This is a genomic window from Microbacterium bandirmense (genome assembly GCF_037204185.1).
Taxonomy (GTDB): Bacteria; Actinomycetota; Actinomycetes; order Actinomycetales; family Microbacteriaceae; genus Microbacterium; species Microbacterium bandirmense.
In genome coordinates, this window is the sequence record NZ_JBBDGM010000007.1 from 187,395 (window position 1) to 199,763 (window position 12,369).

General features: G+C 68.0%; 13 protein-coding genes. 7 read left to right on the top strand and 6 right to left on the bottom strand.

From position 1 onward, the window contains the following. Positions 1–5: 5 nt before the first annotated feature. The gene (locus tag WDU99_RS10360) at positions 6–1,220 is read left to right on the top strand and encodes an MFS transporter (protein WP_337332376.1); all 1,215 of its coding nucleotides are present in this window, start codon (positions 6–8) and stop codon (positions 1,218–1,220) included. 44 nt (positions 1,221–1,264) lie between these two features. Here the strand turns inward: WDU99_RS10360 and WDU99_RS10365 are convergent, their stop codons facing one another. Continuing rightward, positions 1,265–2,356, bottom strand: coding sequence for a cytochrome P450 (locus WDU99_RS10365; RefSeq protein WP_337332377.1), 1,092 nt, complete (start codon positions 2,354–2,356; stop codon positions 1,265–1,267). Positions 2,357–2,511: 155 nt separating this feature from the next. Between WDU99_RS10365 and radA the strand changes: the two genes are divergently transcribed. Next, positions 2,512–3,909: a DNA repair protein RadA gene (radA, locus tag WDU99_RS10370; protein WP_337332378.1), complete on the top strand. Its 1,398-nt coding sequence runs from the start codon at positions 2,512–2,514 to the stop codon at positions 3,907–3,909. 3 nt (positions 3,910–3,912) lie between these two features. On the opposite strand, the gene WDU99_RS10375 is transcribed toward radA, so the two are convergent. The 4 genes from WDU99_RS10375 to WDU99_RS10390 all read right to left on the bottom strand — a co-directional run bounded on the left by WDU99_RS10375 (position 3,913) and on the right by WDU99_RS10390 (position 8,355). Beyond that, positions 3,913–4,326, bottom strand: a complete 414-nt coding sequence (locus WDU99_RS10375; protein WP_337332379.1) for a dehydrogenase — start codon at positions 4,324–4,326, stop codon at positions 3,913–3,915. 243 nt (positions 4,327–4,569) lie between these two features. Continuing rightward, positions 4,570–5,232, bottom strand: a complete 663-nt coding sequence (locus WDU99_RS10380; protein ID WP_337332380.1) for a hypothetical protein — start codon at positions 5,230–5,232, stop codon at positions 4,570–4,572. A 9-nt stretch (positions 5,233–5,241) separates the two neighbouring features. Continuing rightward, positions 5,242–5,745, bottom strand: coding sequence for an amino-acid N-acetyltransferase (locus WDU99_RS10385; protein WP_337332381.1), 504 nt, complete (start codon positions 5,743–5,745; stop codon positions 5,242–5,244). Between the two features lie 78 nt (positions 5,746–5,823). Beyond that, complete coding sequence (locus WDU99_RS10390; protein ID WP_337332382.1) at positions 5,824–8,355, bottom strand: ATP-dependent Clp protease ATP-binding subunit; 2,532 nt, start codon at positions 8,353–8,355, stop codon at positions 5,824–5,826. Between the two features lie 424 nt (positions 8,356–8,779). Here WDU99_RS10390 and WDU99_RS10395 point away from each other — a divergent pair, with 424 nt between their 5' ends. From WDU99_RS10395 to WDU99_RS10415, 5 genes are all read left to right on the top strand, one after another. Next, a complete protein-coding gene (locus tag WDU99_RS10395) occupies positions 8,780–9,406 on the top strand; it encodes a hypothetical protein (RefSeq protein ID WP_337332383.1) in 627 nt (208 codons plus the stop codon). Continuing rightward, entirely contained in the window at positions 9,406–10,080 is a 675-nt protein-coding gene (locus WDU99_RS10400; protein ID WP_337332384.1) for a hypothetical protein, read from the top strand. The genes WDU99_RS10395 and WDU99_RS10400 overlap by 1 nt, the downstream gene beginning before the upstream one ends. Next, positions 10,077–10,307, top strand: a complete 231-nt coding sequence (locus tag WDU99_RS10405) for a helix-turn-helix domain-containing protein (RefSeq protein WP_337332385.1) — start codon at positions 10,077–10,079, stop codon at positions 10,305–10,307. The genes WDU99_RS10400 and WDU99_RS10405 overlap by 4 nt, the downstream gene beginning before the upstream one ends. 304 nt (positions 10,308–10,611) lie before the next feature. Beyond that, positions 10,612–11,697, top strand: a complete 1,086-nt coding sequence (locus WDU99_RS10410; protein ID WP_337332386.1) for an IS110 family RNA-guided transposase — start codon at positions 10,612–10,614, stop codon at positions 11,695–11,697. A 27-nt stretch (positions 11,698–11,724) separates the two neighbouring features. After that, positions 11,725–11,913, top strand: a complete 189-nt coding sequence (locus WDU99_RS10415) for a hypothetical protein (protein ID WP_337332387.1) — start codon at positions 11,725–11,727, stop codon at positions 11,911–11,913. On the opposite strand, the gene WDU99_RS10420 is transcribed toward WDU99_RS10415, so the two are convergent. After that, the gene (locus tag WDU99_RS10420) at positions 11,906–12,109 is read right to left on the bottom strand and encodes a DUF1214 domain-containing protein (protein WP_337332444.1); all 204 of its coding nucleotides are present in this window, start codon (positions 12,107–12,109) and stop codon (positions 11,906–11,908) included. The genes WDU99_RS10415 and WDU99_RS10420 overlap by 8 nt on opposite strands. Positions 12,110–12,369 lie beyond the last annotated feature (260 nt).

Genomic DNA, 12,369 nt, shown 5'->3' on the forward strand with positions numbered 1-12,369 from the left:
GACCGATGACTGCACCGACCCCTGCACAGGCCACCACCGAGCTCAAGGGCGGCTTCGCCCAGGTTGTGCTGGCGATGATCGCCTCGACCTTCGGCTTCTGGGCGTGGATGTCGATCTCGCCGCTGCAGCAGACCTACGCCACCGAGATGGGTCTGGACGAGGGGCAGATCTCGCTCATGCTCGCCACACCCGTGCTCGTCGGCGCCCTCGGCCGCATCGTCGTCGGCGCACTCACCGACAGGTTCGGCGGCCGCAGGATGTTCGCCGCCGTGCTGCTGCTGTCGGCACCCGCCGTGCTGCTCGTGGCGCTGGCCGGCAGCATCGGCAGCTTCCCGCTGCTGCTCGTGGCGGGGTTCTACCTGGGTGTAGCGGGCACGATCTTCGCCGTTGGCGTGCCGTTCTCGAGCGCCTGGTTCCCACCCGAGCGACGCGGCTTCGCGAACGGTGTGTTCGGCATGGGCATGATCGGCACGGCTGTGTCGGCGATGCTGACCCCGCGGATGGCCGACAGCATCGGCTACCTGCCCACGCACCTGGTCATCGCCGGGGCACTGGTCGTGATGGCCGCCCTGGTGTGGTTCTTCATGAAGGAGTCTCCGGTCTGGGAGCCCAGCAGAGACAAGCTCATCCCGAAGGTGACCGGCGCGCTGAAGCTGCGCGTCACGTGGGAGATGTCGTTCCTGTACGGCATCGTGTTCGGCGGGTTCGTGGCGTTCTCGACCTTCCTGCCGAAGTACCTGACCACCATCTACCCCGAGGTCGACGTGCTCGGCGCCGGTGCGCGCACGGCGCTGTTCGCCGCGGCGGCCGTGGTCGCCCGCCCGATCGGCGGTGTGCTCGCCGACCGGTTCGGCCCCAAGGTGATCTCGCTGATCTCGCTGGGCGGCATCGTCACACTCGCGTACATCGTCGGACAGCAGCCGCCCGAGGGCGTGGTCACGGGTGCGGTGTTCATCCTGATGGCGGGCGCGATGGGCCTGGGCATGGGCGCCGTGTTCGCCTGGATCGGCCCGTCGACCCCGAAGGACAAGGTCGGTGCGGTGAGCGGCGTGGTCGCCGCGGCCGGCGGCCTCGGCGGGTACTTCCCGCCGCTGGTGATGGGCGCGACGTACCACCCGGAGACCAACTCGTACTGGCTGGGCCTCTGGCTGCTGGTGCTGGTGGGGGCGTTCGCGCTGGTCGTCGCCGGCATGCTGAAGGACGTCGGCAGGAAGAGCTGAGCCGATGAACGCGGGTGATCGCGCCGGGTCAGTGCCGCGTCAGGTCAGTGCCGGATGACGGGGACGCTCGCCCAGCCGCCGAGCGGCGGCTCGTGACGAATCGGATGCCGGTCGCCGGCCGACTCGATGAGCGCCGCCCCCTCCAGCAGCGCCATGGTCACGGCCCGCAGCTCCGCGTAGGACAGGTCACGGCCGGGGCATACGTGCGGTCCGATTCCGAACACGAGGTTCTCGGCGGCGTGCGCCTGCGGGTCGAAGGCGTCCGAGAACACGGCGGGGTCGCGATTCGCCGCCGTCCAATCCAGCAGCACGGGCGTCTCCTCGGCGATCCGCTCACCCGAGGGCGTGGTCACCGGGCACGTCGTGATCCGCTTGTTGGCCACGAACGGGTCGTCCTCGCGCAGGCACTCCCCGAGGATCGCGTCGAACTCGTGCCGCTGCGCGTCAGCATCCGCCCCTCCCCCTCGGATGCCGTGCGCGAGCCGCCGCACCCGCTGCTGCCATCGCGGATTCTCCGCGAGCCGGTGCACCACCACGCCGACGCACCGCGCCAATGATCCGAGGTCGCCGGCCGTCCAGTTGCGCAGGATCGACACGATCTCCTCATCGGTGAGCGGACGGCCGTGCACGCGCTCGTCGAGCAGCCGGTCGGTCGCATCGGCGGTGCTGGTGCCGTTCTCGCGCGCGGCGCGGTGCGCGTCGACCTGCCGGGTGACGAGGGCATCGAAGTCCGCCGCGATCTGAGCGTTCACGGCGGGGTCCGGGCGCTGGGCGGCAGCGTAGTTGCGCGCCATCCACTGCCGCAGTTCGCGCTCGATCTCGACCGGCCATCCCAGCCAGCGGCACTGCGCGCGCACGGCGAACGCCTCGCCGAGATCGGTGACGGCGTCGAAGACCTCACCGACCGGCAGCGCCGCGACGACCTCGCGGGCGGCCTTGTCGAGCATCGGCTCGAGCTCGGCGACGATCTGCGGGGTCATCTGCCGGTCGACCACGGCCCGGTAGGCGCGGTGCTCGTCGCCGTCCATGCCGTTGGGCACGTGCAGGTGGCGTGAGGTGCGGCTCGAGAAGGCCTCGGCATCCTTCGCCGCGGCGACCACGTCGGCATGCCTGGTCAGTCGGACAGTGTCGGACATCGCACCTCCCGGGGTCTGGTCGCACCCAGCGTATCCGCGGCGCGGCTCGGGCGGTCCCGTGAATAACCGGCGCGACGGCGTGGTCGGCGACCGTCGCGGGGGCGTCGTCGGTTCGCTGCGATGGTGCCGTCGGTGGCCGCCGGTAGCCTTGGCTCATGGCCACCCGCAGACCCGCACCGCCCGCTTTCGCCTGCACCGAATGCGGGTGGACGACGGCGAAATGGGTGGGGCGCTGCGGTGAGTGCCAGCAGTGGGGAACGGTGCAGGAGCACGTGAGTTCGGGCCTCACCCGGCAGACGGATGCCGTCGCGCCGGCCGCCGAGCGCGCCGCGCGCCCAATTACGCAGATCACGACGACCGACTCGCCCCGGCGCACCAGCGGAGTCGGCGAGTTCGACCGGGTGCTCGGCGGCGGCATCGTGCCCGGCGCGGCGATTCTGCTCAGCGGCGAGCCGGGAGTCGGCAAGTCCACGCTGCTGCTCGAGGTGGCAGCATCCACCGCCCGCGCCGGACGCCGCGTGCTCTATGCCAGCGCCGAGGAGTCTCCCGCGCAGGTGCGCCTGCGCGCCGAGCGCACCGGCGCGCTGCACGATCAGCTGTACCTGGCGAGCGAGACCGATCTCGCCACGATCCTCGGCCACATCGACGAGGTGAAGCCGGATCTGGTGATCGTCGACTCGGTGCAGACGGTGTCGTCCGGTCTGATCGACGGTGCACCGGGACAGCCGAGTCAGGTGCGCGAGGTGGCCGCGACGCTGATCCGCGTGGCCAAGGATCGCGGCCTGCCGGTGATCATCGTCGGGCACGTCACCAAAGACGGCCAGGTGGCAGGTCCCCGGGTGCTCGAGCATCTCGTCGACGTCGTGTGCCACTTCGAGGGCGATCGACAGACCGCGCTGCGCTTCATCCGCGCGCTGAAGAACCGGTTCGGCCCCACCGACGAGGTCGGCTGCTTCGAGATGACCGGCGTCGGCATCGCCGAGGTGCCCGATCCGAGCGGGCTGTTCCTCTCGCAGGGGGCGGCTGAGCCCGGCACCTGCGTGGCCATCGCGATGGAGGGCCGGCGGGCGCTGCCGGTCGAGGTGCAGGCGCTGACGATCACCTCGAACGCCCCGAACCCGCGTCGTGTGGTGCACGGACTGGACTCGTCGCGGGTGGCGATGGTGCTGGCGATCCTCGAACGGCGAGCGGGGATCGAGACCTCGAAGCTCGACGTGTATGTGTCAACGGTCGGCGGGGTGCGCTTCACCGAACCCGCGGCCGATCTGGCGATCGCCGTCGCCGTCGCGGGCTCGATCCGGCACACCTCGGTGCCGCGCACGCTCGCGGTAGTGGGCGAGCTGTCCCTTGCGGGCGAGATCCGGCCGGTGACGCAGGCCGCGCAGCGACGCAGCGAGGCGGCACGGCTCGGCTATGCGCAGGTGATCGACGATCGCTCGGCGAGCCTGAAGATGGCGCTGGGCGACATCCGGGCGCGGGCGAAGAGCGCGCCGACCTCCGGCCCGGCCATCGAGCGGCGAGCGCAGCGATCAGACGAAGTGCCCCCGTTCTGACTGTCAGGCCTCGAGGGCCTTCAGCAGCTCGGCCGGAGGAGCCTGCATCGGGTGGGGACCTGCGATGTCGAGGAACACGGTCGTGATGGTGTCACGATGCGTGGTGAGGAACGCCTTGAGCCAGGCCGGCGAGTAGATCCCGACGCCCGGCGGCAGATTGGCGGGCTTGTGCGTGGCGTCACTGAACAGCAGCAGCGCGACCTCGCCGGTGTTCTGGTCGCGGTAGGTCCACACCTCTCCCCCGTCGAGGGGATTGTCGCGGGCACCGGGCTTGATCAGCGGCACGACGGTGTTGCCATTGCGCAGGGCGAGGGCGACAGCGGCCATGTCCTGCTTCTCGAGCGCCTGCGCCAGCGCCTCGGAACGGAACTCCTCCGGTGCGGGGCGCTTCTTCTCCCCTGACCTCTTCTTCGCCATGAGTCCAGCTTAAGAGAGCGGGGCCCTCTCGAATCCTCCATTGGGGACTGGCGTATTCGAGAGGGCCCTCCTGGTTCTCGACGCGACACTGTCGAAGCGCTGGGGACGCTGAGCTCGACACCACTGGGGATGGTTTGCGTCGCATCAGGTCGAGGAACCGTTATCCATGGTATCCCAAAATATCGGTCGTGTCAGCCGTGAATCCTTGGAGGGTGCGACCAAAATGCGAACGGATTCTTCGCTTCAGCGCAGGATGATCTGCTTCGAGGTCGCGCTCTCGAAACCGCCGATCGCGACTTTCACGTGGTACGACGCCCCGCCACCCGGAGCACGCGGGCGGCTCTCATCATCACAGGTGTCCACTGACGATCGGGTGCGGTCCCAGACGACCGGCGTCGCACTCGTGACGCTCTTGCCCGCCTGCAGCGTGACGATCATGTCGCTCGGTTCGGTCTGGCAGTCGGTGGACCGCCACCATACGTCGGATCCGCTGGTCACGGTGAACTTCTGGGTGCTTGAGCCCACGTTCATCGTGCAGTCCTGCTCGCCGGTGTTGGTGAGCGTGATCGACAGCTGCGGGTCATCGCCGGCCGCGTACGTGTCAGCATCCGTGTGTGCGGCGACCGTGACGTCGGCGGCGGTGCAGGCGACGATCGCTGGCGTCTCCGAGGCGGCGGGGCTGGGTGTCTCCGATGTGTCAGGGCTCGGCGTGGTGCTCGGCGACGTGGTGTCTTCGGGGGCCGGAGAAGTGGATGACGTCGCTTTCGGGGCGGAGTCGGATGCTGTCGCCCACGGCTGGGCGATCGCCAGCCAGACGCCGGCGCCGGCCGCGGCGACGATGACCAGTGCGAGGAGGATCACCAGGAGTCGCCGTCGGCGGTAGACGGCGGCGGACTGACGGGGCATGCCTCCAGGCTAATTCAGGTGCTTGATCATCCTGGTGTTGCCGAGCGTGTTGGGCTTCACATGAGCCAGATCGAGGAACTCCTCGACACCCGCGTCGCCGCTGCGCAGCAGCTGCGAGTACACGTCGGCATCGACGATCTGCTCGCCGATGGGAGCATAGCCGCGGCGGGTGAAGAACTCGGTCTCGAAGGTCAGGCAGAACAGCCGCGACAGTCCAAGGTCGCGGGCACGCCGCTCGAGGTCGTCGACGATCGCCCGCCCCACACCGTGGCGCAGATAGTCGTTGCGCACGAGCAGCGTGCGCACCTCACCGAGGTCCTCCCACATGACGTGCAGCGCACCGCAGGCGATCAGCTGGCCCTCGCTCTCGGCGACGACGAACTCCTGCACCGCGCCGTACAGCACCGCGAGATCTTTGCCCAGGAGGATGCGTCGCTCGACCAGCGGCTCCAGCAGTGCATGGATGCCGGTGATATCGGTGCTGCGCGCTGCGCGGACGGTGTACTCGGTCACGGGATCAAGCCTAGAACGCGAACCCCGCTGAAATGCCGAACAGCCCCGCCGAAGGGACGGGGCTGTTCGTGTCACGGGTCAGTCGTTGCCGGTGGCAGCCAGATCCGGGGTGGCCGAGATGCCGCCGCCCCCGGTGTTCACTCCCACGGAGACCTTCTCACCGCGCGGCGCGTGCTCGAAGTCGAACTTGCCGTCGACGACGTCGACCTTCACGTGGTCGCCGGTGTTCAGCTGGCCGTGCAGGATGCGCTCCGACAGCTGATCCTCGATCTCGCGCTGCATGGCGCGGCGCAGCGGCCGGGCGCCCAGCGCCGGGTCGAAGCCGATCTCGATGAGCTTGTCCTTCGCAGCATCCGACAGCTCGACGGTCATGTCGCGGTCGAGCAGGCGCTCGCCCAGCTGCTTGGTGAACAGGCCGACGATCTGGCGCAGCTCGTCCTTGTTCAGCTGCGGGAAGACGATGATGTCGTCGAGACGGTTGAGGAACTCGGGCTTGAAGTGGCGCTTGAGCTCTTCGTCGACCTTGCCCTTCATCCGCTCGTACGTCGTCTGCGAGTTGCCCTCGATCTGGAAGCCGACCGGGCCACCGGCGATCGCCGACGAGCCGAGGTTGGTCGTCATGATGATCACGGTGTTCTTGAAGTCGACGATGCGTCCCTGACCGTCGGTCAGGCGACCCTCTTCGAGGATCTGCAGCAGCGAGTTGAAGATGTCCGGGTGTGCCTTCTCGATCTCATCGAACAGCACCACCGAGAACGGCTTGCGGCGCACCTTCTCCGTCAGCTGGCCGCCCTCTTCGAAGCCGACGAACCCGGGAGGGGCACCGAACAGTCGCGAGACGGTGTGCTTCTCACCGAATTCCGACATGTCGAGCGAGATGAGCGCAGCCTCGTCGTCGAACAGGAACTCGGCGAGAGCCTTGGCGAGCTCGGTCTTTCCGACACCGGTGGGGCCGGCGAAGATGAACGAGCCCGAGGGGCGCTTGGGGTCCTTGAGGCCCGCACGCTGGCGGCGGATCGTGCGGCTGAGCGCGGCGATCGCCTCTTCCTGGCCGATGACGCGCTGGTGCAGGGCCTTCTCCATGAAGACGAGTCGGCTGGACTCCTCCTCGGTGAGCTTGAAGACCGGGATGCCGGTGGCCTGGGCCAGCACTTCGGCGATCAGGCCCTCGTCGACGACCGCCTGGGTGGCGACGTCGCCGGCGCGCCACTGCTTCTCGAGACGCAGACGCTCGCCGAGCAGCTCCTTCTCCTGGTCGCGCAGAGCGGCGGCCTTCTCGAAGTCCTGCTCCTCGGAAGCTGCCTCCTTGTCCTGCCGCACCTTCGCGATGCGCTCGTCGAACTCGCGCAGCTCGGGCGGAGAGGAGAGGATGCTGAGGCGCAGACGCGCACCCGCCTCATCGATCAGGTCGATGGCCTTGTCGGGCAGGAACCTGTCCGAGACGTAACGGTCGGCGAGGTTCGCCGCGGCGACGATGGCGCCGTCGGTGATCTGCACCTTGTGGTGCGCCTCGTAGCGGTCGCGCAGTCCCTTGAGGATGTTGATCGCGTGCGGCAGCGTCGGCTCGTTCACCTGAACCGGCTGGAATCGGCGCTCGAGCGCAGCATCCTTCTCGAAGTACTTGCGGTACTCGTCGAGCGTGGTCGCGCCGATGGTCTGCAGCTCGCCGCGTGCGAGCAGCGGCTTGAGGATGCTGGCGGCGTCGATCGCGCCCTCGGCGGCGCCCGCGCCGACGAGGGTGTGGATCTCGTCGATGAAGACGATGATGTCGCCGCGGGTGCGGATCTCCTTGGTGACCTTCTTCAGGCGCTCCTCGAAGTCTCCGCGGTAGCGGGAGCCGGCGATGAGCGAGCCGAGGTCGAGGGAGTAGAGCTGCTTGTCCTTGAGAGTCTCGGGGACGTTGCCCTTGACGATCGCCTGCGCAAGGCCCTCGACGACGGCGGTCTTGCCGACGCCGGGCTCGCCGATCAGGACGGGGTTGTTCTTGGAGCGGCGGGAGAGGATCTGCATGACCCGCTCCGCCTCCTTCTCACGGCCGATGACGGGGTCGAGCTTGCCGTCGCGCGCCGCCTGCGTGAGGTTGCGGCCGAACTGGTCGAGCACCTGCGAGCCGCCCTGAGCGGATGCCGGGCCGTCGTTCGCCTGCGCGCCGACAGCGGCGGTCTCGCGTCCTGGGGCACCGGAGAGCAGCTGGATGACCTGCTGGCGGACCTTGTTCAGGTCGGCGCCGAGCTTGACGAGCACCTGCGCTGCGACACCCTCGCCCTCGCGGATGAGGCCGAGCAGGATGTGCTCGGTGCCGATGTAGTTGTGGCCGAGCTGCAGTGCCTCGCGCAGGCTCAGCTCGAGCACCTTCTTGGCGCGCGGCGTGAAGGGGATGTGGCCGGACGGCTGCTGCTGCCCCTGGCCGATGATGTCCTGCACCTGCTCGCGCACGGCGTCGAGAGAGATGCCGAGGCTTTCGAGCGCCTTCGCTGCGACGCCCTCACCCTCGTGGATGAGGCCGAGCAGGATGTGCTCGGTGCCGATGTAGTTGTGGTTGAGCATCTTCGCCTCTTCTTGGGCGAGGACGACGACCCGACGGGCTCGGTCGGTGAATCTCTCGAACATGCTGTGACTCCTTTTCGCACGTCGGCGAAGCGGCTGTGATGCCTTGTACATCGAGAGTAACGAGCGCGGGGTGCCCGTTCGGCCGTGTTCGCCGTCGGCATATCGGAGGACTCTGGGTGACGGGCTCCGGGACGCCGCTTCGCTCGCAGAGCGGGTTCCCTCCCGCTGCGCGGGCCCCTCCCGATGCTCGCTCCGCGGCATCCCTGCGCCCTCGCGTTCTGGTGAGCTCGCCCCCTCCCCGGTCGTTGAGCGAGCGAAGCGAGCGGTGTACTGAGCGAGCACAGCGAGACGAAGTGACGAAACGGGCTGAGCGAGCAGCGCGAGTCGAAGCACCAGATCCTCAAAACTGCTTGACACCCTTATCGATTGTCGTTACCTTAACGAAGATCGATAACAACGAATATCGATATGGAAGGTGAGGATGATGCAGAGCAACACAGGGCGGCCGGTGTCGCGGGCCGACGGCTTCGGTCTCGGGCTCATCGCGACCGGAGCGGTGAGCATCGCCATGGCCGCCCTCGTGGCGGTGATCAAGGGTGCGTTCGAGGTGTTCGGCAGCGACGTGGTGGTGCGGATGCCCGTCGCCGGGGCGCCGGTGTCGGCGTTGGCCGGCGTCGACGGCATCCGCTCGGCCGACTACTCGCACGCCGACGTCACCTTCTCGTCTCTCTCGGCGGGTGCGCGGTGGATGCTGCTGCTGGAGGGTGCCCTGCCGGCACTCGCGACCGTCGGGGTCTGCGCGGTGGCGTGGTGGCTGGGTTTTTCCCTGATCCGCGGACGGCCGTTCCGCAAGACGATGTCGACGACGATCGGCGTCGCGGCGTGCCTCGTCGCAGCCGGCGGCCTCTTCGGGCAGTTGGCCGGCGCGGTGGGTCGCGCGATGATCACCGATTCGCTGGCATCCGACGATCCCGCTATCTATGACACGTTCGCGGCGTTCCGGCTCGATCTCGACCTGGCGCCGATCGGCTGGGGCTTCGCGCTCGCGCTGATCGCCATGGCGTTCGCAGCCGGGACTCGGATGCAGCGCGACACGGAAGGACTGATCTGATGGACGCGAATTCGTCTGGGCCGGAGCGCAGCGGCGCGCTGATCGCGGCGCTGGTGCTCGGAGGGCTGCTGCTGATCGGCTCAGCGATCAGCGCCATCCCGAGGGTCGCCGGCTACTTCACGGGATACTGGAACGGTCACGGCGATCTGCTGACCGGGCGCGAGCCGTCGATCGGCGTCGCTGGCCCGACGACCGAGGCCGACCGGATCGACTACAGCGGGATCGTGATCGTCAGCGACCAATCGCTGATGCTGCCGCGCGTGCTGCAGGCGATCGCAGAGGGGCTCGGGATCCTGGTGATCGTCGCCGGCGGTGCGCTGGCAGTGATGCTCGCGGTGCGGATGCTGCGCGGCAGACCGTTCGTGCGGATGCTGGCGTGGGGCCTCGGCGTGGTCGGCGTACTGACCGTGCTCGCCGGCGCGGTCGCCCCGCAGCTGCGCGCCTGGGCAGTGGATGCCGCCGTGCGCGAGCTCGGATATGCGGTGTCGGAAGGCACCGACGGCACGCTGACGGCCGACGGCCCCGAGCTGATCGTGCTGCCACAGTGGGATGTGCTGTGGATCCTCGATCGCGTGGATGTGACCCTGCTGCTTCTCGGCGTCATCATCGCGATCCTCGGACTGCTCGTCGCGGACGGCGTGCGCCTGCAGCGTGACACGGACGGTCTGATATGACTCCCGCCGATGCCGACGACGAGTTCACGGGCATCCACTGTCGCCTCGACGAGCTGCTCGCCGAGCGGAACATGACGCTGACCGAGTTGAGCGCGCGGGTGGGTGTCAGCATCGTGAATCTGTCGGTGCTGAAGAACGACCGCGCGCGGGCGATCCGGTACTCGACACTGCGGGCGATCTGCGATGCGCTGGAGTGCGAGGTGGGCGACCTGTTGGTGCTGGCGTGACGGCTACGCTCAGCCTGTGAGCAACGACGCCCTCGACCTGTCCACAGCCCTCTCCCCCGTGAACCGCGACCACGGTTTCTTCGCCTCAATGTCACGATAGAGCGGTCGGCGGGGTTGGCTCTTTTCTTCGCTGCTCCATCTTGGATGGTGGCTACTCCGCGATGTGCCGCCCCGTCGACGCCGACGCTCGGTGACCGATGTGGCCTGATAGGGAGCCTGCGCGACTGTCGTCGTGCTCGATTGAGGCGTGCCCGTCGGCCGCTGGGTGTCGGGCCGTCATTGGTGGAACGACGAAGGAGTCGGCATGATCACGGTTGGTATCGACGCGCACAAGGACAGCTACACGCTCGTCGCGATCGACGAAGTAGGTAAGCGGGTCGCCGCGCTCACGGTCCCCGCCCGGAAGGCGGGTCACACCCGCATGCTCGAGTGGCTCGACGGGTTCGGGATGGTGAAGGTTGCGGTCGAGGACTGCCGTCACCTCACCCGCGCCCTGGAGGCGAGCCTTCTGCTCGCCGGTCATCAGGTCCTGCGGGTGCATACCCGGTTGATGGCCGGGATGCGGAGGTCATCCCGTGAACCGGGCAAGTCCGACCCGATCGATGCTGAGGCCGTCGCTCGTGTCGCCCTGCGGGAAGACCACCTCCCCACGGCTCATCTCGCCGGACCGGATCGCGACTTGAAGCTCTTCTCCGATCACCGCAAGAGGCTCGTCGAGCACCGCACTGGATTGCAGGCGAAACTGCGCTGGTTCTTGCACGAGCTGGTGCCCGACCTCGAGGTTCCGTCCCGCGGGATTCGACGTCCCGCCGTGTTCGAGCAGATCACCCGTGCGATCGCCGGAGTCGACGGGGCAGTCGCCGAGATCGCTCGTGACCTGCTCGCCGATATCGTCGCTCTCACTCAGCGGATCACCGCCATCGAACGACAGCTGACAGCGATCGTGAAAGTCGAGTATCCGATGCTCCTCGCCGTCCCGGGAATGGGCGCTCTCGGCGCGGCAGCGATCATCGGCGAGACCGCCGGTGTCAACCGCTTCACCAGTAAGGACGCCTTCGCGCGGTTCAACGGCACCGCACCCATCCCCGTCTGGTCCGGCAACAACGTGAAGGTCCGACTCTCGCGAGGAGGCAACCGACGCATCAACACATCCCTCCATATGGCTGCGGTGACCCAGCAACGCCTCGGCGGCGAAGGCGCTGTCTACTTCGCAAAGCAGGTCAGCGCCGGCAAGACACGAGTCGAGGCACTCCGGCTGCTGCGACGGCGGATCTCGGACCGCGTGTTCGCTGCTCTCCGTCAGGACGAAGCCGCGCGAGCCGAGACCGTGCACCGCATCCCGATCACTCTGAACACGACCCTGAAGAGCATTCTCACGGCCGCGGCTTGACATAGGAGCATCGTCGACGGACACTACGTGTGGTGCGGCTCCCCCATCGCCGGCGATGACGGGTACTACCTGTTCTACTCTCGGTGGCCGCACGGCTCTGCCGGGCGCGACCCCGACGACGAGGGCCTCCTCTATGGCTTCGACGGATGGTTGAAGCACTCCGAGATCGCCGTGACTCGGGCATCCGATCCGCACGGCCCAGCGTACGTCAGCTGACTAGCTCGATGTCGCCCGGCTTCCAGCTGCCGTCGAACCACGGCTCGAGCGGACCGTACAGGCGCAGCAGCACGAACCACCCCTTGCCAGCGACCGTCTGCACCCAGTTGTCACCGGCACCGGCAGGTTCGACCGGTGCGAACACGATGTCGACCGAGCCGTCGTCGTTGTAGGTGACGTTTAGTAGAGCAGGCAGCCGGTAACCTCACCGCCGCCGACTGGGCAGGGCGCGCAAAGCGAGAGCGATGGAACGCACACAGCCTGCGCTGGGCGTCATTCGCCTTCTTCACTCTCGCCGTCCTAGCCGGCGGCTGGATTCTCTGGATCGCCATCGATAAAGATCTGACGCTGACTGTGGGAGACGGCGTCCTCCGCGGCGCACTAGTCCTCGCCCTCGCCGGCGTCGGATCGTTCCTCACGCTCGAGGCACGCCGACACTTCCGGGAGGCCGACAGC